The organism is Paraburkholderia antibiotica, from assembly GCF_012927125.1.
GTDB lineage: Bacteria > Pseudomonadota > Gammaproteobacteria > Burkholderiales > Burkholderiaceae > Paraburkholderia > Paraburkholderia antibiotica.
The window spans coordinates 126,857-152,443 of the sequence record NZ_JABBFZ010000009.1 but is presented as its reverse complement, the minus strand read 5'-3'; the positions used below and the strand labels follow the sequence as shown (position 1 = coordinate 152,443).

At 62.2% G+C, this 25,587-nt stretch carries 24 protein-coding genes and 1 pseudogene; 13 read left to right on the top strand and 12 right to left on the bottom strand.

The features are described 5' to 3' along the window. Nucleotides 1–159: 159 nt before the first annotated feature. The gene (locus HHL14_RS16895) at nucleotides 160–366 is read right to left on the bottom strand and encodes a hypothetical protein (RefSeq protein WP_169498760.1); all 207 of its coding nucleotides are present in this window, start codon (nucleotides 364–366) and stop codon (nucleotides 160–162) included. Nucleotides 367–731: 365 nt separating this feature from the next. Between HHL14_RS16895 and HHL14_RS16890 the strand changes: the two genes are divergently transcribed. Further along, nucleotides 732–1,598: a MipA/OmpV family protein gene (locus HHL14_RS16890; protein WP_169498759.1), complete on the top strand. Its 867-nt coding sequence runs from the start codon at nucleotides 732–734 to the stop codon at nucleotides 1,596–1,598. Between the two features lie 118 nt (nucleotides 1,599–1,716). Further along, a complete protein-coding gene (locus HHL14_RS16885) occupies nucleotides 1,717–2,721 on the top strand; it encodes a glycosyltransferase family 2 protein (RefSeq protein WP_169498758.1) in 1,005 nt (334 codons plus the stop codon). Between the two features lie 103 nt (nucleotides 2,722–2,824). Here HHL14_RS16885 and HHL14_RS16880 read toward each other — a convergent pair whose 3' ends face one another. From HHL14_RS16880 to HHL14_RS16870, 3 genes are all read right to left on the bottom strand, one after another. Beyond that, on the bottom strand, nucleotides 2,825–3,373 hold the full coding sequence (locus HHL14_RS16880; protein WP_169498757.1) for a thioredoxin family protein: 549 nt from the start codon (nucleotides 3,371–3,373) through the stop codon (nucleotides 2,825–2,827). A gap of 1 nt (nucleotide 3,374) precedes the next feature. Further along, a complete protein-coding gene (locus HHL14_RS16875; RefSeq protein ID WP_169498756.1) occupies nucleotides 3,375–4,100 on the bottom strand; it encodes a cytochrome c biogenesis CcdA family protein in 726 nt (241 codons plus the stop codon). Between the two features lie 218 nt (nucleotides 4,101–4,318). Next, complete coding sequence (locus HHL14_RS16870; RefSeq protein WP_169498755.1) at nucleotides 4,319–5,296, bottom strand: LysR family transcriptional regulator; 978 nt, start codon at nucleotides 5,294–5,296, stop codon at nucleotides 4,319–4,321. A gap of 288 nt (nucleotides 5,297–5,584) precedes the next feature. Here HHL14_RS16870 and HHL14_RS16865 point away from each other — a divergent pair, with 288 nt between their 5' ends. The 3 genes from HHL14_RS16865 to HHL14_RS16855 all read left to right on the top strand — a co-directional run bounded on the left by HHL14_RS16865 (nucleotide 5,585) and on the right by HHL14_RS16855 (nucleotide 8,201). Next, nucleotides 5,585–6,628, top strand: a complete 1,044-nt coding sequence (locus HHL14_RS16865) for an alpha/beta fold hydrolase (protein WP_169498754.1) — start codon at nucleotides 5,585–5,587, stop codon at nucleotides 6,626–6,628. Nucleotides 6,629–6,965: 337 nt separating this feature from the next. After that, complete coding sequence (locus tag HHL14_RS16860) at nucleotides 6,966–7,328, top strand: DUF4148 domain-containing protein (protein ID WP_169498753.1); 363 nt, start codon at nucleotides 6,966–6,968, stop codon at nucleotides 7,326–7,328. 84 nt (nucleotides 7,329–7,412) lie between these two features. Then, nucleotides 7,413–8,201: an alpha/beta fold hydrolase gene (locus tag HHL14_RS16855; RefSeq protein ID WP_169498752.1), complete on the top strand. Its 789-nt coding sequence runs from the start codon at nucleotides 7,413–7,415 to the stop codon at nucleotides 8,199–8,201. A 78-nt stretch (nucleotides 8,202–8,279) separates the two neighbouring features. Here HHL14_RS16855 and HHL14_RS16850 read toward each other — a convergent pair whose 3' ends face one another. After that, nucleotides 8,280–8,753, bottom strand: coding sequence for an Lrp/AsnC family transcriptional regulator (locus HHL14_RS16850; RefSeq protein WP_169498751.1), 474 nt, complete (start codon nucleotides 8,751–8,753; stop codon nucleotides 8,280–8,282). A gap of 358 nt (nucleotides 8,754–9,111) precedes the next feature. Here HHL14_RS16850 and HHL14_RS16845 point away from each other — a divergent pair. Next, nucleotides 9,112–9,743, top strand: a pseudogene (locus tag HHL14_RS16845) (LysE family translocator). A gap of 299 nt (nucleotides 9,744–10,042) precedes the next feature. Here HHL14_RS16845 and HHL14_RS16835 read toward each other — a convergent pair. Continuing rightward, nucleotides 10,043–11,110, bottom strand: coding sequence for a LacI family DNA-binding transcriptional regulator (locus HHL14_RS16835; RefSeq protein ID WP_169498749.1), 1,068 nt, complete (start codon nucleotides 11,108–11,110; stop codon nucleotides 10,043–10,045). A 236-nt stretch (nucleotides 11,111–11,346) separates the two neighbouring features. Here HHL14_RS16835 and HHL14_RS16830 point away from each other — a divergent pair, with 236 nt between their 5' ends. The 5 genes from HHL14_RS16830 (at nucleotide 11,347) to HHL14_RS16810 (ending at nucleotide 17,705) form a co-directional block, all read left to right on the top strand. Next, nucleotides 11,347–12,372: a TRAP transporter substrate-binding protein gene (locus HHL14_RS16830; RefSeq protein ID WP_169498748.1), complete on the top strand. Its 1,026-nt coding sequence runs from the start codon at nucleotides 11,347–11,349 to the stop codon at nucleotides 12,370–12,372. 62 nt (nucleotides 12,373–12,434) lie between these two features. Beyond that, entirely contained in the window at nucleotides 12,435–14,321 is a 1,887-nt protein-coding gene (locus HHL14_RS16825) for a TRAP transporter large permease (RefSeq protein ID WP_169498843.1), read from the top strand. Between the two features lie 92 nt (nucleotides 14,322–14,413). After that, complete coding sequence (locus HHL14_RS16820; RefSeq protein WP_169498747.1) at nucleotides 14,414–14,953, top strand: VOC family protein; 540 nt, start codon at nucleotides 14,414–14,416, stop codon at nucleotides 14,951–14,953. Further along, on the top strand, nucleotides 14,950–16,248 hold the full coding sequence (locus tag HHL14_RS16815) for a ribulose-bisphosphate carboxylase large subunit family protein (RefSeq protein ID WP_169498746.1): 1,299 nt from the start codon (nucleotides 14,950–14,952) through the stop codon (nucleotides 16,246–16,248). Before HHL14_RS16820 ends, HHL14_RS16815 begins: the two co-directional genes overlap by 4 nt. Nucleotides 16,249–16,271: 23 nt before the next feature. Next, complete coding sequence (locus HHL14_RS16810) at nucleotides 16,272–17,705, top strand: four-carbon acid sugar kinase family protein (RefSeq protein ID WP_169498745.1); 1,434 nt, start codon at nucleotides 16,272–16,274, stop codon at nucleotides 17,703–17,705. Between the two features lie 125 nt (nucleotides 17,706–17,830). Here HHL14_RS16810 and HHL14_RS16805 read toward each other — a convergent pair whose 3' ends face one another. The 5 genes from HHL14_RS16805 to HHL14_RS16785 all read right to left on the bottom strand — a co-directional run bounded on the left by HHL14_RS16805 (nucleotide 17,831) and on the right by HHL14_RS16785 (nucleotide 19,813). After that, the gene (locus HHL14_RS16805; RefSeq protein ID WP_169498744.1) at nucleotides 17,831–17,986 is read right to left on the bottom strand and encodes a DUF3309 family protein; all 156 of its coding nucleotides are present in this window, start codon (nucleotides 17,984–17,986) and stop codon (nucleotides 17,831–17,833) included. A 214-nt stretch (nucleotides 17,987–18,200) separates the two neighbouring features. Continuing rightward, complete coding sequence (locus tag HHL14_RS16800; protein WP_169498743.1) at nucleotides 18,201–18,407, bottom strand: hypothetical protein; 207 nt, start codon at nucleotides 18,405–18,407, stop codon at nucleotides 18,201–18,203. A 349-nt stretch (nucleotides 18,408–18,756) separates the two neighbouring features. Continuing rightward, nucleotides 18,757–18,975: a hypothetical protein gene (locus tag HHL14_RS16795; RefSeq protein WP_169498742.1), complete on the bottom strand. Its 219-nt coding sequence runs from the start codon at nucleotides 18,973–18,975 to the stop codon at nucleotides 18,757–18,759. 192 nt (nucleotides 18,976–19,167) lie between these two features. Further along, entirely contained in the window at nucleotides 19,168–19,455 is a 288-nt protein-coding gene (locus HHL14_RS16790) for a hypothetical protein (protein ID WP_169498741.1), read from the bottom strand. 88 nt (nucleotides 19,456–19,543) lie between these two features. Further along, nucleotides 19,544–19,813 (bottom strand): hypothetical protein, encoded by a 270-nt coding sequence (locus HHL14_RS16785; protein WP_169498740.1) that lies wholly within the window; start codon nucleotides 19,811–19,813, stop codon nucleotides 19,544–19,546. A 442-nt stretch (nucleotides 19,814–20,255) separates the two neighbouring features. Here HHL14_RS16785 and HHL14_RS16780 point away from each other — a divergent pair, with 442 nt between their 5' ends. Continuing rightward, complete coding sequence (locus HHL14_RS16780; protein ID WP_169498739.1) at nucleotides 20,256–22,514, top strand: serine/threonine protein kinase; 2,259 nt, start codon at nucleotides 20,256–20,258, stop codon at nucleotides 22,512–22,514. 148 nt (nucleotides 22,515–22,662) lie between these two features. Here HHL14_RS16780 and HHL14_RS16775 read toward each other — a convergent pair whose 3' ends face one another. Continuing rightward, a complete protein-coding gene (locus HHL14_RS16775; protein ID WP_169498738.1) occupies nucleotides 22,663–24,669 on the bottom strand; it encodes an SUMF1/EgtB/PvdO family nonheme iron enzyme in 2,007 nt (668 codons plus the stop codon). A 393-nt stretch (nucleotides 24,670–25,062) separates the two neighbouring features. Here HHL14_RS16775 and HHL14_RS16770 point away from each other — a divergent pair, with 393 nt between their 5' ends. Next, on the top strand, nucleotides 25,063–25,563 hold the full coding sequence (locus HHL14_RS16770; protein ID WP_169498737.1) for a DUF4399 domain-containing protein: 501 nt from the start codon (nucleotides 25,063–25,065) through the stop codon (nucleotides 25,561–25,563). Nucleotides 25,564–25,587 lie beyond the last annotated feature (24 nt).

Sequence of the window (25,587 nt, the reverse complement as noted above, 5' to 3'; positions counted from 1 at the left end):
GCCGCGAGGCCGGCTACAAAACCGCGGCGCGACAGGTCGGCGCTGATGCGGCGGTTGGCATACTGCGTTTGCGTCTTATCGCAAAGACATGAAAACGACTGACTGACTGATTTATTGCCGATGTACTTTCCTGGAGGCATAGCTCACCCATAACGTAGATCACCGCGCATCGAAGCTCGCCGCGCGATCAGGATCGGCGGCGAAGAAAAGCCAAGTTCGCAAAGAGTATCGTTTGCGATCGCGGATGGCAAATCCGGCGGTTTTCATGCCAGCGCTGGGTTTGCCGCCATTGCCCAATCGATCCGGTTGTAGCAGGCAATTAAAAAAATCCGCTTGCGACCGGCGAAAAAAACCGGCTATGCTCATGCCACTCCTTAGCCATGGCATTCCCGGAAAAGACGTAATAATTCAATCGCTCAATCCTTTCGGGGAGCAGAATGGATCAGGAAAACGTCCGAGTCGAGTGGTTGCAACGAGCCGTCACGGTGGGCTCATCGGCATGGTTCGCGCGCGTGGCGGTGGCCCATCCTTCGAGCGCCGTTGCAGTGCGGCTTTTATCGCGCTATCGGAAACCGTTATATGCGGCTATCCGGTATTCGAATTGCCGCGGATATCTCCTCGGCATTCAACCGGGCACTATTCATCGATACAACAGTAGCGACAGTATGCGATAAACGTTTGAAATGGCGCGATTGCGCTTGCGCCTGTTTAATTTCCACGGAGAGACCGGGATGATTGATGTGTCCAAGCCACGCATGATCAAGGTGCTGGTGGGTTCTGCACTGTCGCTGTTTGCCGTCGCCGCCATGGCGGACGATACGCTCGGCTTGTCCGAAGGCCTGTATTCGGTTGGCGCGCCGGAAGTCACGCAGTCAGCTGGCGCGGGGACGAGCCCGTGGCGCTTTACGGTGGGCGCCGGGGTCGTGAACATGCCGAAGTTTCCCGGCGCGAGCGGCACCAAATGGGAAGTGGTGCCGGTTGTGAGCGCGAATTACGACCGCTTCTTTATCGGCTCGAATCCGGATGCCGCTTCCATATTGTCGCTCGGCGCGTATCTGTATCGCGACAGTAACTGGCGGATCGGCGCGGCCATCACTTACGATTTCATCGATCCGCGTAACGAGTCGGACGATTCGCGGCTGCACGGCCTCGGCGACGTCAAGCGGACCGCGCATGCCGAACTGTTCGGCGTGTACACGTATCAGTTCATCACCGCGCGCGCGAGCGTGCTGACCGATATCGCCGGTAACGATCGTGGTACAGTCGCGACGTTCGATCTGCTCGGCCGCTATCAGCCGATCCCGCAACTCACGCTGTCCGCCGGACCGGGTTTGACCTGGGCGAGCAGCAAGTACAACGAAACGTATTTCGGCGTGAACTCGGAGCAAAGCGCCCGCTCCGGTTTGCCGACGTATTCGGCGGGCTCCGGTTTGAATCAGCTGCGCTTCTCCGTCAACGGTGCATACCGGATCGCGACGAACTGGAATGTCGGCGCAAGCGTCTCGTTCGCATGGCTGCGCGGCGATGCGAACGACAGCCCGATCACGGAGAAGACGAGTCAGATCACGTATGGGCTCTTTGCTAATTATTTATTCTAGAGCGGGTTAGGCAGCGCGCTGCCGGTCGGGCTTTGAAATCTGCAACGCCCGACTGGGTGCGACGCGGGCGGCGACGTTCCGCGCGCGTGGCCGGAAGTCCGCCTTCGAGCATTGCATCATGGTTTTTTCGCCTCTCGTCACAGTCGTCATTCCGGCCTTCAACGCAGCATCGTTCGTAGGCGAGGCGATCGCCTCGATTCAGCGTCAAACGCTTCAGAACTGGGAGCTGATCGTCGTGGACGACGGCTCGTCCGATCGGACCCGGGCCGCCGCCCTCGAGGCCGCGGGAGACGACCCGCGTATCCGGGTCGTCTCTCTCGAGCAGAACCGCGGCATCAGCAGCGCTTCGAATACCGGTTTCGATGAGGCCAGAGGCGAGTTCATCGCCCGTCTCGATGCCGACGACAGAGCGCTGGAAACGCGGCTCGACGTCCAGGTCGCGGCCTTTCAGAATGACGACAGCCTCGCTGCCGCCGGATCCCACGCTCGCGTATTCGGCAACGTCGCCGAGGGCATCGCGTATTGCGCGCTCGGCGACGGCAACATCAAGGCACGTCTGCTCTCGGGTATGAACACCATCAGCGGCGGCACGCTGATGGTACGCACTGCTTTCGTTCGCAAGCATCGCATCCGCTTCGACGAAAGCATGGCCAGCGCGGAAGATCTCGACTATCTCAGCGCGATCATGGTGGCCGGCGGGCAGCTCGCGAATGTCGACGAGGTTCTCACCGAACACCGCTCTCATGACGCGAGCTTTACGCATAGCCAGGTCAGAGTCGGCAGCGAATGTCTTCAGGCATTCCGTCGCGCGCTGCTGGCACGCTGGTATCCCGCTCTCGAGTCGGACGATATCGCGCTGATCGTCGCCGCGTTTCGCGAACCGTATGCGCCCTATACCGAAGCCGTGCTGACCACAGTGCGTGCGATGGACAGACTCGTGCGCGCCGGTGCCGTCGATTACGGCCAGGATACGAGCGTCGTGCATACGATCGTTCTCGATCGGCTGGTCGCAATGGCGGGGCTCTATCGCGATCACAGGCTTCTCAATGCGTCTCATCTTGAGGCCATGCGCTATTTCGTTTCTGCGCCTGTCAACGCGGCTCTCGATCGACTCGGCCTCTAACGGAAGCGGGCGCAACCGCAGTAGAAATCGCAAAAGCCCTCGTACGCCTGATCGCTCCGGCATACGGGGGCTTCTTCGTTTTCATGAGTCCGCCAGCGCGGCATCAGTTCTTCTGCGCGAGCAACGCCTGAATCTTCGCCTCGGTTTGCGCATAGTCGCCTTCTCCGAAGTGCGAGTAGACGATCTGCCCTTTCCTGTCGATCAGATAGAACGCGGGCCAATACTGGTTGTTGTACGCATTCCACGTTGCGTACTGATTGTCCTGCGCAACCGGGTAGGTGATGCCGAGCCGCTTGAGCGCGGTTTTCACGTTGCCGGTATCGCGCTCGAACGGATACTCGGGCGTATGCACGCCGATCACCGTCAGCCCCTGATCCTTGTACTTCTGATGCCAGCTCTTCACGTACGGCAGCGTGTTCGCGCAGTTGATGCAGCTATAGGTCCAGAAATCGACCAGTACCACCTTGCCGCGCAGTTGCTGCAAGGTGAGCGGTTCGCTATTGAGCCATTGCGTAATGCCGGTGAATTCCGGCGCCGTCGAAGCGATGACCGGCGGCGCGGCCATCGTGGTGTGGCTGCTCGCGATCACGGCGCCGGCAGCACCGGCGGCGAGAGCGATGGACAGCGCGAATGCCTTGAGTCGGGTGGTCATGTCAAAGTCCTCCAGGTGAAGGGAAAAGGGCGGCGAGCCGGGCGTACAGCAGCACGTCGTATTGCAGATAGATGGCGAGTGCGGTCAGCATCACCAGTACACCGAAGACCTGTTGCAAACGTTCGGCGTGACGCGACACCGCGCGTACGTGGCGCGTCACGTAATGGCCGCCGTAGATGATCGCGAGCATCGGAATCGCCGCGCCGATCGCGTACAGCGTGAGCAGCAGCGCCGACCAGCCGAGGTCCTGCGCCTTGACCACCAGCACGAGGATCGACGCCAGCACGGGTCCCGCGCACGGCGTCCAGACCGCGCCGAGCGACATGCCGAGCACGAAGCCGCCGGCATTGCCGTTGCCGGGCTGGCCGCGCTGCGTGCCTGGTGCGATGGCCGAGCCGATGCGTTCGAGCGGCGCCTGCAACCGTGCGACGAGCCAGTCGTAGGGGCGCGGCCAGATGCGCATCAGGCCGGACAGCGCGAGCAACGCGATGCCGTTATTGCGCAGTACCTGCTGCGCGACATGGACGGTGCTCGACACCGCGCCCAGCAGCAGCGCAAACGACGCGAAAGTCACGATGAAGCCGGCGACGATGAAAAGCGGCCGGGTGCGGCTCGGTTGTTCGACGGAGGTGCCGAGCAGAATCGGCATCACCGGCAGCACGCAGGGCGACGCGATCGTCAGCAGCCCGGCGAGAAGGGCGAGTGGAGTTTCGAGAGTACTGTGCATGGTGAGCGCTCCGTGGCTGGTATGGCCGTATTGGAGCGCCCGCACGTATCTGGTTTATGTCGGCAAACGGGCACGCGTGCAAGGTTTTGTATCGGTGCATCGCACAGATACATTGCGATACGAATCGGCGCGCCGATTGCGGGTGGTCTGGAAGCCGCTTATAGAGGTTGGTAGCCGTTCTTTAGCCGTTATGGTGCGGAGCCGCACACCCTGACCGGTTAGCGGCTCTTGCGTTTGCGCGCCGCGTGCGCGGTGGTACCCACCGTTCGATTCGTTTTCGCCACGGGCGCGGAGAACATCGGCATGCGCTCCTGAATCCAGCGTAGCAATTCGAGCGGTCCCGGTGCAAGCGGCCGGCCGGACTTGGTCAGCACGCGCGCCTGGGCGCCGGAAAAGAGCGGGTGCGCGATCGGTACCGCCGTCAATTCGCCGCTCGCGATTTCCCGGTAAGCGGCGAATTCACCGATCAGCGTCATGAAGTTGTCGACCGTGACGAAGCGCTTCAACGCGCTGAGCGAGTTGGTCGTCAGCGTCGCGCGAATCGCCATGTTCTCGGCCAACTCCGTCATCTTGACGACATGTCCGATCCCAAATGTTGGGGGCATTAGCGCGAGCGGATAAGCGCGCAGATCGTCGAGCGTGGCGGGTTGTTTTTTTCTGGCGAGCGGATGGTCGCTTCTGAGCAACAACACGACCGGCTGCAGCGAGCTTGCGCGATACTCGATCCGTGCATGAGGCGGCGGATTGTATGCGAGCCCAATATGTGCGCGGCTTTCCGCGACTTCTTCCTGAATCGCGTCGACCGCGAGCATGTCCATGCCGACCTCGAGTTCCGGATAGCGGGCGCAGAAGGGCGCAAGTACGTCGTCGACCAGCATATCGACGAATCCTTCGCTGACCGCGAGCCGGATCTGCCCGCGCTGCAGGCCTTTCAATGCATGCAACTGATCTTCGAGTTTCTCCTGTTGCGAGCGATAGCCGCGCCAGAATTCCAGCAGATGAGTAGCCGCCTCGGTCGGCTTGACGCCGCGCGCCTGCCGTTCGAATAGCACCGTGCCGAGTTCGTCTTCGAGCAGTTTGATTTGCCGCGTAATCACCGATGGCGACGTATTGATGCTTTCCGCGGCGCCACGAATCGTGCCGTGCGTGAGTACTTCATTGAAATAGCGCAGGCGTTGCTGATTGATCTCTCGCATGTTATGACTCGACGACGGTTAATGTGTTGCTCATAAGGCAACGATATGTGAACTTAGTTGCTCTTGCTGTCGGCAGCCTGGGCTGTCACTATTCATCTCAAGCGTTGCGACAGTAGTAAGCCCGGTGGTTCTGTCGTATCAGCATCCTCGTTGCAGATTCGTTCTACCTGTTTCATTCAATTGCCATGTATGGCCGCTCTCGCAGCACGGCCGTCGGGTACGGTCGCGTGTATCGCAGATGAGCGGACCGGATTAATTTCGCATTACGACTGATTAAGGAGAACCAGCATGTCGGATCAGATCAATAGCCGTCGCCGTCGCTTTCTGGGCACCACGGTGGCGGGTCTCAGCCTGCTCGAATTGGGATTGAGCGGACTCGCGCATGCGCAGTCGGCCAACACGGCCGGTACTGCTAATGCCGCGACGCGCGTCGCCACATTCGAGAACATTCGTTCGATCAATGCCGGCACGCTCAATATCAGCTACGCGGAAGCGGGTCCGCAAAACGGACCGGTGACAATTTTGCTCCACGGTTGGCCGTACGATATCCAGAGTTTCGCCGAGGTGACGCCGCTGCTCGTGGCCGCCGGGTATCGCGTGATCGTGCCTTATCTGCGCGGTTACGGCGGCACGCGCTTCCTGTCGGCAGACACGCCGCGCAACGGTCAGCAGGCGGTAGTCGCGGTCGACATCGTCAATCTGATGGATGCGTTGAAAATCGATCAGGCCGTGCTCGGCGGCTTCGACTGGGGCGCGCGCACGGTGAACATCATCGCGGCATTGTGGCCGCAACGCGTGAAAGCGATGGTATCGGTGAGCGGTTATCTGATCGGCAGCCAGGAAGCGAACCGCGCACCGTTGCCGCCGAAGGCCGAACTCACGTGGTGGTATCAGTTCTACTTCGCGACCGAGCGCGGCCGCGCGGGCTATGAAGCGAACCGTCATGACTTCAACAAGCTGATCTGGCATACGGCCTCGCCGAAATGGAATTTCGACGACGCCACCTTCGAGCGTTCCGCCGAATCGTTCAATAACCCGGATCATGTTGCGGTGGTGATTCACAACTATCGCTGGCGTTTGGGGTTGGTGCAGGGCGAGCCGCAATACGACGACCTCGAAAAGCGCCTCGCCGCCGCGCCGACGATCGCCGTGCCGACCATCACGATGGAAGGCGACGCGAACGGTGCCGCGCATCCCGATCCGGCCGCCTACGCGAAGAAGTTTACCGGCAAGTACCAGCACCGCAATATTAGCGGCGGCATTGGCCACAACCTGCCGCAAGAAGCGCCGAAAGCTTTCGCGCAGGCGATGCTCGACGTCACGCGTCTTTGATGCCGGCCGGCGCGGGCCGGCCCGTCATTCCAGTTTCCTTTAACCGTACTCCCTGCAGGCGGCCTCTGGCTGCAGGGTCTTTTCATGCCTGGAATTCGTGGGAAAACGCGTTTGTATCGCAGTGTATCTACAGCGTACGCAGACAAACACGCTTGCATAAACAGGGGGTGGCGAAAACATTGCAGATACGTTCGCGCGTTCAAATGTCGTCACGCAAGGTTGATTCGCAACGTTGCGTTGAATCAGGCGGGACATGACGGCGTATCGGCTCTGACGGCTTGCTACCTGTTCCGCTCAATCCTTGATCTCAGTCTGTTTTGATTACCGGAGAAAACTCATGAAACTCGTTCAATCGCTTCTCGTCGCCGCACTCGTTGTTGCTCCCGTCGCGTCGTTCGCGCAATCGCCGCAGCATCCGTTGTCGCGTGCCGATGTGCGCGCGGAACTGGTGCAGTTGCAGAAGGCCGGCTACAACCCGGCGAGCGACAACACGCAGTACCCGCAGAACATCGAGGCAGCCGAGGCGCGTATCGGCGCGGCGAATAGTGTGGCAAGCGGTGCGGCAGCCGGCGCTTATGGCGGTGTCGAGCAGGGCCGCTCGGCCTCGGGCTCGCCTGTGCCGATGAAGCATGTCGCGGTGGAGCGGACGAACGACGGCTCGAACGTCATCGGTCTTGGCTCGATCTACGCGCACTCGTGATCGATGCAACCTCCAGGCCGTCCGCGCATTGTGTTGCGGACGGCCGCCTGAACAACGCTTGTTGACAACCTGTCGAGTCAAAAAATGACCACGCTCCTGAAGAAAATCCTCGGATCCGCGTTGCTGGTGGGCGGACTGTTCGCGTTGCAGGCTACCGAATTCGCGCAGGCCGCGCCGTCCGACGACCTGAAAGGCAAGAACGTCGTGCTCGTGCACGGCGCATTCGCCGACGGCTCCAGCTGGGACAAGGTGATTCCGCTGCTCGAAGCGCGCGGTCTGCACGTGGTGGCGGTGCAGAACCCGCTGAGTTCGCTGGCCGACGACGTCGCGGCCACGCGGCGCGTGATCGAGCAGCAGAACGGGCCGGTGATTCTGGTCGGTCATTCGTGGGGCGGCGTCGTGGTCAGCGAGGCCGGCAACGACGACAAGGTGAAAAGTCTCGTGTACGTGGCGGCGTTTGCGCCGGATAACGGTCAATCGATTGCCGACATCACGAAGGGCAAGCCGGCGCCGGTCTGGGCGAGCGAATTGCAGAAGGATTCGGCCGGTTATCTGACGCTGTCGACGAAGGCGATTCTCGACGATTTCGCGCAGGATCTGCCGCTGCCGAAAAAGCGGCTGATCGCGGCCACTCAGGAACCGTGGGCCGCCGACTGTATCGATCAGAAGGTGATGAAGGCCGCGTGGCACGACAAGCCGTCGTATTTCGTGGTGTCGGGTCGCGACCGGATGATCGATCCCGCGCTGCAACTGGAGATGGCGAAGAGCATCGACGCGAAGGTTACGCGGGTCGACACCAGTCACGTCGCGATGCTCAGCCAGCCGCAAGCGGTTGCGAATGCGATCATCGCCGCATCGCAGGCTGCGCATTGATCGGCGGCGCATTGAAATGCAATGGCGGACGGAGCGCAACGAATAGAAAGTAGCAGGCGCTCTGCTCCGCCTACGCGCTCAGATCGCAATCGACGGAATACTCTTCATGCAGCGCAGCGCAAACATCGAGCGGCTGTGGCGAATACCCGCGATCTTGTAGAGCTTCTCGCGCAGGAAGCGTTCGTAGCCGGCCGTGCCATCCACCGCGACCTTGACCAGATAGTCGTAATCGCCAGACACCAGATACGCTTCGAGTACTTCGCTGAGCGTTGCGAGTTCGGCGCCGAAGCGCGCGAGCGCGTCGTCGTCGTGACGATCCAGCGTGACTTCGAGCAGCACCACGTCTGCGAAGCCGAGTTTCTGCTGGTCGAGCAACGCGACATAGCCGCGAATATAGCCTTCATTTTCAAGCTGACGCGTGCGATTCCAGCACGCGGTGGTCGACATGCCGATCAGCTCGGCGAGCTCCGCGTTGCTGAGGCGAGCGTTCTTCTGCAGCGCGCGCATGATCTTGCGGTCGAGGTTGTCGAGCGGGCGTGTTTTGGCGGTCATCGGCGGACTCGGGAGAAAATTTCGTATGAACGAATTATAGGCGGAGATCGTCCCGTCGTAACGGATTAAATCGAACCCTTTAAGAAGCCTATCCAGCGGGGCTCCCGGTATATTTTCTCCATGCATTCATGCCCGGGACAACCATCCGGACCGCAGGCCTCGCGCCCAGCGGCCCCTCGCGGCCACAAGCCGCCTTTCGGTGTCTCGCTTCCTTGACGACAAGGCGGCACTCGGGCGAATTCCGGCGTTACCCGCGCCGGAATGCGCGCTCGCCGGGTATGGACGCATGTTCGCGCACGTGTCCGCATGTGTTTTCTGCCACCTCGTGCACTTTGCACTTCTGCCCGTTGATTCGCCGATGTCGATCCAGCTGTATGTGTCGTTTCTTCTCGCTTCCGCCGTGCTCGTTTATTCCCCCGGTCCCGTCAATGTACTGACGATGAGTCAGGCGCTCGGCGCCGGCTGGCGTGCCGCGTTGCCGTGCGTATGGGGCGGCACCTGTGCGGTGCTGCTGCAACTGGTATTGACCGCGCTGTGCCTGAATTCGCTATTGCTGATCGACGAGCGCGCACTGAGTATCTTGCGCTGGGCCGGCGCGATTTATCTGGTGTATCTCGGCTTCAGGCAGTGGCGCAGCGGCATATTTTCGATTGCCACTGGCGAGGCCGGCAATGACGGTCAGCGTGGCCTATTCTGGCGCGGCTTCGCGACCTCGGGCCTCAATCCAAAGACACTGCTGTTCTTTCCATCGTTTTTTCCGCAGTTCATTAGTACGTCGTCGGACGAAGCGCATTGGTCCGCCAATCAGCAGTACTTGCTGCTGGCTAGTACTTTTGCGTTGATATTTGCAGTGGGCGTGGCGTCGACAGCGATCTTCTCGCACCGTTTGCGGAAGGTCTTGCAGCGACCGACACGCATGCGCGCGGTGAATCGTCTGATGGGCACAGTCTGCTGGTCGGCATGGGTGCGCTGATGGCGGCGGTACGCTGATTCCGAATCAGCCGCATACCGCCGCCGCGGGAAAGTACATCGAATACCTGTCCCACCGGGTATCAATGGAAAATCAGGTACAGGATGACGAGTACGATCAGCGGAACGCCAAGCAGCCAGCCGAGTAGGTAAGGCATGATGTCTTCTCCTTTCGTATCGAAGTTGAAATACGAAGGGGACTCAGCATTTGACGTGCCTGACGTGCTCGCCTGAAAAGCGCGCGGCGTAACCGCAGCCTTATGCCGCACCGCGCCATTCCTTCATACGAAGCCGCTGCAACCTTCCCGCACCGCGCCTGATCAAGGCAGGTTCTCGCGCAACACGATGCTGAACTGCACCGGCTTCACGTCGGTCAACGGGTCGCGCCGGTTCAGTACATTGCGGAAAATCCGCAGACAATTACCGACCATCGCCTGGGGCGTTTGGGTAATCAATGCGTCCATCGTGCCGTCGATCAGCAACGCGCGCGTGTCGGGCGTCAGGCCATGGCCGACGAACAGGATCTTCTGGTCCGAACGTGCTTCGACGATCGCGCGCGCCACGCCATCAGAACCGCCGCCGCTGTTGTAAATGCCCGCGAGATCGGGATGTTCTTCGAGCAGCTTGCGCGTCTGCCGATAATTGCGCTCGCTATCGTCGTGTCCCTCGCGTAGTCCAATCACGCGCACCTGCGGAAACGTCGATTCGACCAGATGCAGAAAGCCGATCTCGCGCTCTTCATGGCCACGGTAATTGAGGCTTCCGGCCAGCATCGCAATCTTGCCGTTCGGCCGCGGGCCCATGAAACGGCCCAATAACAACGCCGCCGTGCGCCCCGCCGCGCGATTGTCGATACCGACATAAGCAAGGCGACGCGCGTTCGACAGATCCGAAATCAGCGTAATGGCCGGGATTCCCTGTTCCGCGAGTGTATTGACCGCGTCGCGCACAACCGGATGTTCGAGCGCCATGAACACGACGCCATCCGCGCGTTGTCCGTAATGCAGCAGACGGTCGGCCAATTCATTCGGGTTGAAACTTTCCACGTAGTACACGCGGCATTTCATATCCAATGCGCTCCACTGCTCGTGAGCGAATTCGATGTAGTCGCCGAGCATGCGCAAATAGCGATTGGTACCGGCGGGCAATAGAAAGGCGATGCGCATCGGCTTCACTGCGGAGACAACCGGCGCTTGGGGCGTGAGTAGATAGCCGAGTTCGGCTGCTGCCTGCAATACGCGTTGCGCGGTAATGGCACGCACGCCTTCGCGGCCATTGAGCACGCGATCGACCGTAGCAGTCGATACACCGGCTGCGCGTGCAATGTCGGGAATGCGCACGGCGGACATGCGCCGCGGCGTGTCGGAGAGGTGAACCGGATCGGACATCGCAGTCCTCGACAGAGAGAAGTCCATCAAAAAACATCAAATTGGCGGTTTGACAGCGCTTGCCGGCGCCGCCTAGTCTTGCAGCTATCGCACCGCATTTCAACGCCGATGACCGGAAAATCAGAGCGTTGCAGCGAGGGATGATGGGTTTTGATGGATTCGACAGTCGCATCAATTATAAGCATGGGATCGGCGTAGCGGCACGAACCGCCAACACCGATTCACAGGAGACGCTCATGACCAACCTTGCGAGACGCAGTCTGCTGCGTGCCGCGGCCGCCGTGCCGGTAGTCAGTACGCTGGGATTTCCGGCGATCGTGCGCGCGGCCGCCGGCCCGGAGTTCGTGTTCAAGTACGGCAATAACCTGCCGCTCACGCATCCGCTGAACGTGCGCTCGCAGGAAGCGGCGAATCAGGTGCGCGAGGCGTCCAAGGGGCGCATGGAGGTCCGCATCTTCCCGAACAATCAGTTGGGCGGCGATACCGACATGCTCGCGCAGGTGCGCAGCGGCGGCATCGAAATGTTCACGCCGTCCGCGCTGGTGGTGTCGACGCTGGCGCCCTCAGTGGCGATCAACGCGGTCGGCTTCGCGTTCGGCGATTACGACCAGGTGTGGCGCGCGATGGACGGCAAGCTCGGCGCGTACGTGCGCGCCGCGATGCAGAAGGCCGGACTCGAATCGTTCGAGAAGATGTGGGACAACGGTTTTCGTCAGACCACGACCAGTACCGCGCCCATCGTCAATGCACAGAATATGCACGGCCTGAAGATTCGCGTGCCGGTGAGCCCGCTGAGTATCGACATGTTCAAAGGCCTCGGTGCCGCGCCGACCAGCCTTCAATTCAGCGAAGTGTATTCGTCGCTGCAGACGCATATCGTCGATGCGCAGGAGAACCCGCTGCCGATCGTGCAAGTCGCCAAGCTTTACGAAGTCCAGAAGTACTGCTCGCTGACTAATCATATGTGGGACGGTTACTGGTTCGTATTGAACCCGCGCGCGTGGCAGCGTTTGCCGAAAGATCTGCAGGGGATCGTCAGCGACGCGTTCAATCAGGCCGGACTCAAGCAGCGCGAAGACGTGCGCAAGCTGAACGACGCGGCCGTCGCCGATCTGCAGAGCAAGGGGCTGACGATCAATCATCCTTCGCCCGACACGTTTCGTACCGCGCTGCGTCAGGCCGGCTTCTACGGGCAATGGAAAAACCGCTTCGGTAACGAGGCGTGGGATCTGCTCGAGCAATCGGTCGGCAAGCTCGCGTGAGTGCTTTCGGGTCCGACGAGCGTCGAACGACACGCCGCATGCGACCGCAAGGAGACAGCAGGATGGCGAATCACGCGTTGAATCCGGCGGAAGCCGGCGTGCCGTTGAGCGCGGCGAGTTTGCCGCGACGCTGGCTGCGCAGCGTCGATCGCGGCTTGATCGCGCTCGTCGAGGTGTGCGCGGCCGCGCTGCTCGCGGTCGAAATCATCGTGATGCTCGCGGGCGTGGTGTCGCGCTATCTGTTGCATCAACCGCTCGTCTGGTCCGATGAACTGGCCGGCATTCTGTTTCTGTGGCTCGCGATGCTCGGCGCGGTACTCGCATTGCGGCACGGCGAGCATATGCGGATGACCGCGCTTGTCAGTCGCTTGTCGCCGCGCGCGCGTGCGTTTGTCGATACGCTCGCGCTCGTCGCGTCGATTGCGCTGCTCGCGTTGCTGATCGCGCCGGCTTACGACTACGCAGCGGGCGAAGCGGCCATCGTGACGCCTGCGTTGCAGATCAGCAATGCGTGGCGGGCGCTCGCACTGCCGATCGGCGCCGCGTTGATGCTGCTGGTCGGTCTGACCCGTCTCGCGCAGGTGAGCCGCATGAGCGACGTCCTGATCGTGCTGGCGATCGCCGCGCTGCTCGGCGCGGTAGCAATTTTCGCGGGGCCGTGGTTTCAGACGCTCGGCAAGATCAGTCTTCTGATCTTCTTCGTGGGTGTGGTCGCGCTCGGCATCTTCTCGGGTGTGCCGATCGGCTTTTCGTTTGCGCTCGCCACTTTCGGTTATCTCGGGCTGTCCACGTATACGCCGCTCGAAGTGATGGTCGGCCGCATGGATGAGGGGATGTCGCATCTGGTACTGCTCGCGGTGCCGCTCTTCGTGTTTCTCGGTCTGTTGATTGAAATGACCGGCATGGCGCGCGCGATGATCGAATTTCTCGCGAGTCTCGTCGGTCATGTGCGCGGCGGGCTGTCGTTCGTGCTGATCGGCGCGATGTATCTGGTGTCGGGTATTTCCGGCTCGAAAGTCGCGGATATGGCGGCGATCGCGCCAGTACTGTTTCCCGAGATGAAAAAGCGCGGTGCGTCCGAGGGCGATCTCGTTGCATTGCTGGCCACCACCGGCGCGCAAAGCGAAACGATTCCGCCGAGCATCGTGCTGATTACGATCGGTTCGGTGACGGGGCTGTCGATCTCGGCGCTCTTCACGGCCGGCATGTTGCCCGCCGCGGTGCTCGCGCTGATTCTGTGCGTGGTGGTGGGGTGGCGCTATCGCAACGAAGATCTGGATGGCGCGCAGCGTTTTACGCGTCGGCAGATCGGCCGCATGTTCGTCGTGTCGCTGCCCGCGCTGGCATTGCCGTTCGTGATTCGCATGGCGGTGGTGGAGGGCGTGGCGACCGCGACCGAGGTCTCGACGATCGGCATTGCCTATTCGATGCTGGTCGGACTGCTGGTCTACCGGCGCTTCGAATGGCGGCGGCTCGGCCGCATGCTGGTCGACGCGGCCACGCTGTCCGGCGCGATTCTGTTCATTATCGGCTGCGCGACCGCGATGGCCTGGGCGCTCACGCAATCGGGCTTCTCGCAGGATCTCGCACAATTAATGAGCGCGATGCCCGGCGGCGCGTATGGCTTTCTGGCGATCTCGATCGTCGTGTTCGTGATGCTCGGTAGCGTGCTCGAAGGAATTCCCGCGATCGTGCTGTTCGGCCCGCTGCTGTTTCCGATTGCGCGACTCGCCGGCGTGCACGAAGTGCATTACGCGATCGTCGTGATTCTGTCGATGGGTGTCGGGCTTTTCTCGCCGCCGTTCGGCGTCGGTTACTACTCGGCGTGCGCGATCAGCAAGGTCAATCCCGATGCGGGGATCCGGCCGATCATCGGCTATATGGGGGCGCTGATCTTCGGCTTGCTGCTGGTCGCGGCGATCCCGTGGATCTCGATCGGATTTCTCTAGACGTTACCTGAACCGCTGGCATTCGGGCGCTGCGTTTGCATTGCGCCGGGGTGTCGCTCGTCCTTCGAAACCCGCAGCAACGGGAGAGTTTCATGAGTCGTTTCTTTGGTGAAATCCGGCAGGCCGGCTACGTGGTGCGCGATATCGAGGCCGCGATGGATTACTGGAGCCGCGTGCTCGGCGTGGGGCCGTGGTTTTACAACGAGCGCGTGCCGATCGAGAACTACACGTATCGCGGACAGCGCTACGAGGTTCATAACTCGGTGGCGCTCGCGAACTCGGGCCCGTTGCAGGTCGAACTGATCCAGACGCGCAACGACGCGCCGTCGATGTACCGCGATTTTCTTACCGCCGGCCATACGGGCCTGCAGCACAACGCGTACTGGACGACCTCGTTCGATGCCGATCTCGAACGTCTGCGGCAGCAGGGCTTCAAGGTCGCGATGAGCGGCGAAGTGGGACGCAACGGCCGTTTCGTTTACTTCGATACCGAAGATCATCCGGGCACGGTGATCGAACTCTCGGAGATCGCCGGGCCGAAAGGCAAGCTGTTCGATATGATCTACGCGGCCTCGCGCGACTGGAACGGCCGCGAACCGGTGCGCCCGTTTCCCGACCTGAGCACGCTATGAACGCCATTCACGCGCAGCGGCCCATCGACGGCGAGACGCTCGAAGCCGACTATCTGATCGAAACGCCGCTCGATCCGGCGCGCGTCGCCGACGTGATGGCCGGCGAGCAGTCGAGCGGCACCTTCGTGCGGGTCGCGAACGAATCCGATGCGCTGCGCGCACGCAGTCGCGCGACCGTGCTGCGTATCGAGGAGCTCGAAGCCGCGACGCAGCCGAGTCTGCTCAGCGCGTGGCTCACCCGGCAACGCGCGTCCGGACCGTGGCGGCGCGCGCGCGTCACGCTGTCGTTTCCGCTCGCCAACATCGGCGCGAATCTGCCGACGCTCGCGGCGACCGTCGCCGGCAATCTGTACGACCTTGGCGAAGTGACCGGCATGCGGCTGCTGTCGCTGCGCTTGCCGGCCGCGTATCGGGCCCGTTTCGAGCTGCCGCGTCATGGCGTGGCGGGGACGCGCGCGCTGACACAGGTCAAGGGGCGGCCGATGATCGGCACGATCATCAAGCCGAACGTCGGACTCAGCGCTGCAGAAACCGCGGCGCTGGTACGCGATTTGTGCGAGGCGGGCGTCGACTTTATCAAGGATGACGAAGTGTCGGCGAATCCCACGCATGCGCCGTTGGCCGAGCGTGTACGCGCGGTGATGGCCGAGGTCCGTGCGTACCGCGAGCGCAGCGGCCGGCCGGTGATGGTCGCGTTCAATATCACCGACGATCTCGACGCGATGCGCCGTCACGCGGAACTGGTCGAACGCGAAGGCGGCAACTGCGTGATGGCGAGCATCAACTGGTGCGGCTTCTCCGCGATCCAGACCTTGCGCCGCGCGACGCCGCTCGTGCTGCACGCGCATCGCAACGGCTACGGGATGATGTCGCGCGACCCCGCGCTCGGCATGTCGTTTCAGGCGTATCAAACGCTGTGGCGTCTCGCCGGTGTCGACCATATGCACGTGCATGGACTCGCCGGCAAGTTTGCGCAAAGCGACGGCGAAGTGATCGAGTCCGCGCGCGATTGCGCGACGCCGCTCGCGCCGGGTTGCGACGACCGCGTATTGCCGGCGTTTTCGTCGGGACAATGGGCGGGCACCGCGCCCGCGACGTTCGACGCCGTGCACTCGACCGATCTGCTGTTCATGTGTGGTGGCGGCATCCTGGCGCATCCCGACGGACCCGCCGCGGGCGTGATAAGCGTGCGTCACGCGTGGGATGCGGTGCAGGCCGGTGTGCCGCTCACGACGTATGCGGAGAATGTGCCGGCGCTGCGGCGTGCGTTGGCGTTTTTCGGTGACCGCCCGTGAACGCGTTTTTGGCTGAAGGCGCGATGAACGAACGCAGTGCGGTGCATGGAGAGGCGCCGGCCTACGCGTTCTACGGCGATGACTTTACCGGCGCGACCGATACGCTTGCCCATCTCGCGCGCGCCGGCTTGCGCACAATGCTGTTCTTTGTGCCGCCCTCCGACGAGCGCCTCGCGACGCTCGGCCGGCTCGATGCGCTCGGCGTCGCGGGCGCGGCGCGCACGCTGGCGCCGCGCCCGCAACAGCAGGAGCTCGCGCGCGTCGGCGCCGCGTTTGCGGCGCTTGGCGTGCGCGTCATCCATTACAAGGTGTGCTCGACCTTCGACAGCGCGCCGCATACCGGCAGCATCGGGGTGGCGATTCGCACGCTGCGCGATTACTGCGCGAGCGAACTGGTGGCGATTGTCGGTGGACAGCCGAATTTGCGGCGCTATTGCGCGTTCGGTCAGCTGTTTGCGGCGGCCGGTGGCGATGACGGGCAGCCGCGTATCTATCGGATCGATCGTCATCCGACGATGAGCCGTCATCCGGTCACGCCGATGAACGAAGCGGATCTGCGCGTGCATTTGCAGCGGCAGGGTGTCGAGCGTATCGAGCTGATCGACTGGCGGGACTATGCGTTGGACGATGCCGGATTGCTGGACGAGGTACGGCGCAAGCTCGCTGCAAAACCCACAGCGTTGCTCTTCGATGTACTCGATGACACGCATTTGCAGGCACTTGGCAAAGTCATCGCACATTACGCGGAGCGGTCCGCGCCGTTGCTGGCGGTCGGCGCAAGCAGTGTTGCGCAAGCTTATGCATTCGCGTGCGCCGCCGGCCGCACGGAAGGCGTCAGGGAAAATGAAGCGTCCGTGCCGCTCGCGCGGGCGCGCGGACCGGTGTTCGTTTTGGCCGGCAGTCTTTCGCCGTTGACTGAGGTACAGATCGAAGCCGCGCATTCGTATCTACGGATAGAACTCGATCCGCGGCAGATGATCGGTGCGCACGCACGAGCTTATATCGTCGGGCGAGTGGAGGCTATCGCCGGGCCGTTGCGCGCCGGACGCAATGTACTGGCGTTCACCGCGCGGCGAGTGGCGAATGCGACATCAACGGATTGCGTGCCGAACGAGAATGAAAAAGGCACTACACATGCGGACGGCGAAGCAGCTCCGCAATCAACACTTGCGCAAGCGTGCGCGCAGCTTTTGCAGCAGGTATTGAACGCCGTGCGACTGCAACGCATCGGCATTGCGGGCGGCGACACGTCGAGCCTGGCGGTACGGGCGCTCGATGCGTGGGGACTGTCCTACCTCGCTCCGCTTTCATCGGGTGTCACGATGTGCCGTTTGCATTCCGACCGAGTGGAACTCGACGGTATGGAGATCATGCTCAAGGGCGGGCAGATGGGTGATGCGGATCTGTTTGAAAAGTTGATCAATGGCGAAATGCTCCGCTCGCGCGTCGACGCTTGAGCATTTTTAATAACGCCAGAAAAAATAGCGAAGCCGCCGTCTACTCGCACCTGCACATGCGAGTAGACGGCGGCTCGTTAGCATTCAGTTAATACAGAGCAGCGAGCATGACCTATGTGCGTGGCCTATATCACGCCGGTAATCAGCAGCACGATCACCACGATCAGTACGACGCCGAGTCCACCGGTAGGTCCATAGCCCCATGCACGGCTGTGAGGCCATGATGGAAAGGCGCCGATGAGCAGCAGAATCAGCACAATCAGAAGAATGGTTCCGAGCATGTTATGACCTCCGTCTGGTTGATAGAGACCTGCTTTCACAGATGGCCTGCAAGGCCGCAGGGTTGTCCCTGGTGAGCAAACCACATGCCTAACCGGCAATCCGTCGGCGGAGACTGGATTCTTCTATCGATGGGACGGCATCCGGCTCATGCGGGGAATGGGCCGGGAGCGTGAGCCGGATACCGTCTTTCCAATTGCGGACACGTCGCGCGTCCTATAGATAGGTTCCTTTGATGCGGCCTTCGAAGATGGCGGTATTGATGTCCCAATCGTCGACGTGACCGGTGCCGCCGCCGTCCACCGTGACAACCACGGAGCGGCCGCCGCGCAGCGTCTTCATCTGCTCGACGGTGAGCGTCTTCTCGGGGGAGGCGTCGCTCGCGCGATGCGGCAGGTCTTTGATGATGACAGTGGCATTCATGGCATTACTCCTTGAAGTGGACAGGCGAGCAAGGTGCTGCGCCTGCTTCGATTTCTGCAAGGCCTATGCCAATCGTGGGGGATGTGGCGCGGAAAAGCGCGAGCTTGGCGCCGCGCGAAGCCAGGCAAGGAGCAGCGCGCAGGCCTCGTCGAAACGCGCCGCACGCGACGGCGATATCGCGCCGACGTGTCTGTGCGGCCCCGACGAATCGGATGCGAACGGTTGGATTGGCGCGTGGTCCTTCGGAGAAACGGAGGCGAAGTCGAAAGCAGAAGCGCAAACGGCAACGGCACGCGCGAAAAGCGCGTGCCGTTGCGATCGGGCGTTGCCGGTGCGGACGGAGAGGGTGTTAGCGACGCTGCCGCTTACGCGGCAATGCTGCGTCTGCAATACGCTGATGCGCGGCCGGAAAGCCGGGCGGATATTCGACGACGCGCGTCGCGACAGGCACCAGCGGCGCGGCACGACTCGAACTCGCCCCGACGCGCGCACCGCCGACGATCGCGGCCATCGCCTCGCGGTCGAGTTCTACGCTCTCGATCAGATCCTTGATGATGAGCTTGGCCATGACGGCTCCCTAAAAGTGCTCGGGCGGCCGGATCGTCGTCGAGCCGGCCGCCGTGCCTGCATGCTGTCCGATAGGTCGTTCGGTGTGCTGAGGTCTCGACGCACTCTCAGTATAGGAAATCCGCGTGCCGACGGTGGGGCGCAACGCTGCAGCGGCAGTGGGGAAACCCCGTCCCCGTGCTACTGCATGCGCTTACACGGCGGCGTAGTTGGCGGCCCAGAGGGTTGGATCGACGTTCAGCTTCAGCGGCACGAAACCCGCGCCGATCACGCCGATGTTGTTGAGTGCCGCGACGTTCACGTATTGCTGCTGAACCAGGTTCTGGTTCACCGTGACGTTGATGTTGGCGAGGCCGGAAAGACCACCGAGCCCGCCCGACGGTGTCGGCACGCTGCTGCCGGTGCCGCCGGCGATCACGGACATGGCCCGGCGGTCGAGTTCGCGGGTGGCGGGCAGATCGCGAATCATGAGGGATGACATGGCGTTGCTCCTGAAATGCGGGGAAAACGGACATGCACGGCGCGCGGCGAAGCGGCCCGCGTCGGCGGGCGCTTCGCCGCGTCACGCGTTACATGTGGATGTTGTTGTTCGACGTGACGAACGGATCCTGCGTCGAGTCGATGCCGGCGGCGAGTGCGACGTTGTTGCCGTTGGCGTTCTGCAGGTTCAGTTCGTTGCTGATCAGTTGGGTCGCGGTGAGGTTCTTGCTGTTGTTCGGCGCGACGACCGGGCTGAAGTTGTAGTACAGGCTGGGGCCGAAGCCGCCGCGCACCGCGCGCATCGCATGGCTGTCGAGTTGTTCGGTGACGGACAGGTCTTTGATCATCAGCGTTTTCATGGTGAGTCTCCAGAAAGAAATATTCGCAGTGGTGCGAGTGGTTTTGAGCAACTTGTTTGCTCGGACATCACTAACGCACAGGCTGTGCCAACGTTGATAAAGTGTCCTGATGAAATTGCGGAGTCCTTGTTGCATAAGGCTTTAGCGACCGGTTCGAGGTCAACGCATAGGGTCCTGACGCACGGAGTGAGGCCGCAGCAGATGGAGACGGTCCGACAGACCGGTGCCTGCTGTTGGCCCACACACGACACTCCCTTCGAATGCACGTGCAGCAACGCGCGGCTTATGTCTGATTTGACTGATTTACCTGGTTTGCGAAAGCTCGGACCGGGAGCTAGTATCGAATCGGCACATGTCACTGGTTACGAGAGGTTTTCTATCGACCCGCGTGGCTTCGGTCGCATGCGACACGGTCCAGCGGCAACGGCGGTGCTTCGCACAAATGGCTAGCCTTGCGCGTGTGATTCACGACTTCCAGAGCGGCGAGCTGTCGCGCGACGATTTCGTCGCCCAGCTCGACAGCGCGTTGACGAGCGGACAATTCGGTCCGACGCAACTGCTGGACACGCTCGGTGCCGCGCACCGGCGTACGCCGTTGCCCGACGACCTATATCTGGAGGTACGTCGGCGCATCGAATTGCTGCGCGTGTCGAACGTTCCGGCGGGTGGAGAGGAAACCGGTTTGCAGACGACGGTCGAGGGGCCGTCGATACGCTCGTCGAGCGTGGGGAGCGCAGGCGCTTCCAACGCGGCGAGTTCCGCGGGTATCGCGGGTACGGCGGCCAACGCCGGAGCGGAAACGATCAAAGGTATCGGCGACACGCTGAACAACCGCTTCGTGCTCGAGGAGTGCCTTGGCGTCGGCGGCATGGGCACCGTGTACAAGGCACTCGATCTGCGCAAGCTCGAAGCGTCGGACCGTCAGCCGTATCTCGCGATCAAGGTACTCAACGTCCAGTTCCGCGGCAATCCGAATTCGCTGGTCGCGTTGCAGCGCGAGGCGCGCAAGGCGCAGGTGCTCGCGCATCGCAACATCATCACCGTGTACGACTTCGACCGCGACGGGCCGATCGTCTATCTGACGATGGAATACCTGAGCGGCAAGCCGCTGAGCCAGCTGCTACGCACGCCGGGCTATCAGGGCATGCCGGTGCGTGCGGCGTTGCCGATCGTGCGCGGCATGTGCGCGGCGCTCGCGTATGCGCACGAGCGCGGCTTCGTCCATTGCGACTTCAAACCCGCGAACGTGTTTCTGACCACCAATGCCGAGGTCAAGGTGATCGACTTCGGCATTGCTCGGGTCTTCCAGCGGCCGGAGGAAGAAAGCGACGCGACCGTGTTCGATCCGGGCAGCCTCGGCGCGTTGACGCCCGCGTATGCGAGCCCGGAGATGATCGAGCATCGCGAGCCCGATCCGCGCGACGACATCTATGCGCTCGGCTGCATCACGTACGAGCTGTTGACCGGTCATCATCCGTTCGATCGTCTTTCGGCGACCCAGGCGCGCAATGCCGATTTCCGGCCGCAGCGTCCGCCGAATCTCGACGCGAAGCAGTGGCGCGCATTGCGTTTTGCGCTGTCGTTCGATCGCACGACGCGGATGCCGAGCGTGACGCGCTTTATCGCGGAGTTCGATAACGAAGCGCGCGCGGAAAAGTCGGGCGCGCTGGCGAAGGTCGGGCTCGCGAGTTTTGCCGTGGTGTGCGCGGCGGCGGTCGGCGTGTTCGCGTTGCGCTCGGGGCCGGCGCGGCAGGGCGCGCAATCGGAAGAAGCGGCGAACTCGCAGCCGGATCAGGTGGACCGGGCGCGCGGGGCGTCGCCTACCGCAGCGGCAACAACAACGGCAGCAACGACAACGACGATTGCGGCGGCGAATGAAAGTAACCCGGCAACGAGCCATACATCGGCCAGCGCGGTCGCGTCGGCACCCGCGCCGGTTGCGCCACCGCCGCCCACACCTGCACCTGCACCTGCACCTGCACCTGCACCTGCACCTGCACCTGCACCTGCACCGAGGCCCGCATTGACACTTGCCGCCGTGGCGCCCGCGCTCGCGCAGGTGCCGTGCTCGGCGTTATCGCCTGCGGTTCAGGATCGTGCGCTGACAGTGCGCGGTTTCGTCTCGCAGCGTTATGGCGCCGCGCATTTGAAGGACACGCTGGCCGCGTTGCCGGCCGTCGATAACGTTTCGCTCGACGTGCAAACGCTGGCCGACGATAAATGCGACATCGTCAAAACGCTGGCGCCTTACTGGGTGCGCAACTGGCAGGCTGGCCGCATTGCGTCGTTGCACGTTCGACCGCCAAGCGGTCTGCTGACCGAAGGCGATGCACTGATCGTCGATCTGACGACGCCAGGTTTCGATTCGTACGTGACGGTCGATTATTTTCAGCTCGACGGCAGCGTCGTGCATATGCTGCCGAGTCCGCGCATGAAGGACAATCAGGCGCTGCCGAACTATTCGGCGACGATCGGCAGCAAGGTCGGTGGTTGGACGATCGCGAAGCCGTTCGGCGCGGAAATGCTGGTGATGCTGATTACGCCGGTGCAGTTATTCGACAAGCTGCGCCCCGAAAGCGAACCCCGCGCCGAGTATCTGCGCGCGCTGGAAACGCGGCTCGTGCAGCTTGGCGGCCGGTACGGGCAGGACCATATCGTCGCGGACTTCGCGCCGATCATGACGAAGCCGCTCGAACCTTGAGCCGGTAAGTCTCCACGAGGTACTCGCCAGGCACGCGACGTGCAATGGGCTCGATGAAACATGGGGTGCTATTGCAGTTGCAGGCGCAAGCCGACGCGCATCACGCGAATCGGTGACGCGGAGTACTTGCGAGGAGGTGCCGCGAAACTCAGTGCAGATCCTTGGCGACGCGAAAGCCGTCCTGCGATTGGCGCACGCTTGCGCTGTACTTGAAGCGCGTCGCGCTGAGCATGTAGTCGCCGCCTTCGCGCCACGAGCCGCCGCGAATCACGCGTACTTCGCAGCCGGGGTTGTCCCACGCATGGCCGTCGACGGGCGCGCCCTGGTAGGAGTTGTGCCAGCAATCGGCCGTCCATTCCCAGACCCCGCCATTCATGTCGTAAAGGCCGAGCGGATTGGCGCCGAAGGTGCCGACGCTTTCCGGCCCTTCCTTGTGCCACGGGTCGCCGCAGTCCTTGCAATTGGCCGCGCCTTTGCGCATCTGTTCGCCCCACCAGTAAGCGGTCGTGGTACCGCCGCGATCCGCGTATTCCCATTCGGACTCGGTGGGTAGACGGTACGGTTTGCCGGTCGTTTTAACGAGCCATTTGATGTACTGCTGCGCGTCGTCCCAACTGAGATCGCGTGCGGGCGCCGCTTTGTTGGTATTGCTCTCGGGCGTGAGTTTCTGGCATGCATTGGCGGCGACGCACACGTTCCATTGCTCGACCGTCACCGGGTATTTGCCGATCGCGAACGGCGCGCCGATGCTCACGTGATGAACCGGCTTCTCGGAGGGATCGTCAGTATTGCTACCCATTGCGAAGGAACCGGCGGGGACGGCGATCATGATCGGGCAGGCTGCGCAGTCGCGGATTTCGCCCGCGCCACCTGGTGGATGGGCGACGGCTTTTTGCGTGAGCGGAGCGGCGGCAGCAACGGCGGGTTGTGGCGGTGCAGGCTTGGGAGCCGGCGCGGGGGGCGGATTCGTTGCAGTGCTTGCTTGCGCCGCCGGGCGAGCGACTGGCGCGGGAGGCGCAGCCTGGGTCGCATGGTTGTTTGGCGCCGCAGGTGCAGCAGTCGCTGGCGCATTCGACGCAGCCGCCGCGCGCAACCGGTCAATACGCGCATGCGCGAGCGGCGCGAAGCGCCCATTCGGATACGCCTTCAGATAGGCCTCATAGTCGGCCGGATAGTTGCTGTCCTTGATCGATTCCCAGAACGTGATTTCGTATTGATCGTTGCTGTCTTTGGGCAGGATGCCGCGACTGTGCAGCGTGATCGCGTGACTAACCGTTGTGAGGGGCGGCTGCGATTCGATTGCGCTGGCGAGAACCACGTTAGGGTGCGCGGTGGCGAGCCATGGCTGTTGCGTGCCGCCCGTGGTGCGGCGAACTTCGGCGGCAATGTGCTCGAACATCTCGGCTAATGGCTGTGCCGATAAGTCAGCGTCGTGCAGCGCGTGCAACCATGCGCCGGTATAGACGCCATGACGAGTGCCGTCCGCCGCGAAGCCGCCCGGTGCCGTTGCATAGGCAATTACGGTGTTGGCGGACACCGCGGTGGTCTGCGTGGTTGTTGCTGCGGTCGCAAACGGATTGTCGAGGCAGGTATCGAGAATCACGAGATTGAGCCGGCCGGCGCGTGTCGATTGCATTGCCTGCAGGATCGTATTCAGATCGATGCTGGTCGCGCGGCTAACCTCGACTCCCGCCGGTGAAAGCAGCGTTTGACGGCCAATTTGCATCCCGTGTCCGGCGAAATAGAACAGGCCGAGATCGCCTGTTTGCAGCCGTCGCTGAAATTCGGCGATGGCTTCGCGCATTTCCGGCGGCGTCGCATTCGTGCGGACGATCACATCGAAGCCGCGTGAGCGTAGCGCATCGCGCATCGCTTCGGCGTCGCGTCGCGCATTCGTGCGAAGCGGCTCCCGAGCGTCGCCGTATTCGCCATTACCGATCACGAGCGCTACGCGTCGCGAGTGAGCGGCATCGCGCAATGCAGCAAATGGCGAGAAGCGTAGTGCGGCTTCTCCGGTTGCGCTCGCGCTTATCGCCGGAATCGCCGGGGTAGTCGCGGCGGTTGCGAGGCTTGTCGCCTGCATGGCGGCACCGGCACTACTCCACTGCGCCTGGATTGCTCCAGCCATGCACACCAGCAGGAATCGTCGCCACATCTTCGTATCCTTCTTCATATCCTGTTTGTACCGGACAGAATTCAGGCATTCGAGGACCGCGCTGCTCGCGGTATTCGCCGGCTACAGCGGGCGAAGGTGTCGATGCCGCTACCGGCCATCTACCCGCAACCTGTTATTAACGATAGCACGCGCTTCGCGTTAAAACTGTCCGGGAGTCCTTAATGCGTCATACGGTTAACGAGCATTGCGTATCTTTTTGGCAAGTTACGTCCTAAGCTGATTCACAAAGTCACGCTGCACGGCCGTTTTAACTACGGGCTGTGTGCCTATGAATGTGACTGTCCGATGCTCCGCGCTCGCGACCTGTCGCCCGAACACGCGGAAGCTCATATTTCACCGGGCCAGCCATGACCCCTCTCGGGAGAATGCGCTATGCGAAGAACCCGTGTTTCCTTTCTTTTCGGCAGGCAGTATCCGGTGAAATCGTTTTCCGGCGCATGGCGGGCGGCCTCGCGCGCCATGTTCGTCGCGGCGGTCGTCGTCGCAGCGGCCGGGATCGCGCGTGCGGAACAGACGCCGTCGCCGCCGGGCGCCGAGGAGTACATCATCTGGCCGTCGGACGGCGCGGTGATTCACGGCGGTAAGCTGTGGGTGCGTATGGGGCTTCGTAATATGGGCGTGTGCCCGAAGGGCATCTCGATTCCGAATACCGGCCATCATCATCTGTTGATCGACACGGATTTGCCTCCGCTCGATCAGGAAATCCCGTCGGACCGCCAGCATCTGCACTTCGGTGCGGGAGAAACCGATGCGCGTATCGAGTTGCCGCCCGGCAAGCATACGTTGCAACTGATTCTCGGCGATCACAATCACGTGCCGCATGTGCCGCCGGTGTACTCGAAGAAAATCACGATCACCGTGCTGAAGGATTAGCGCGATCCGTGCATTCGAAGCGCT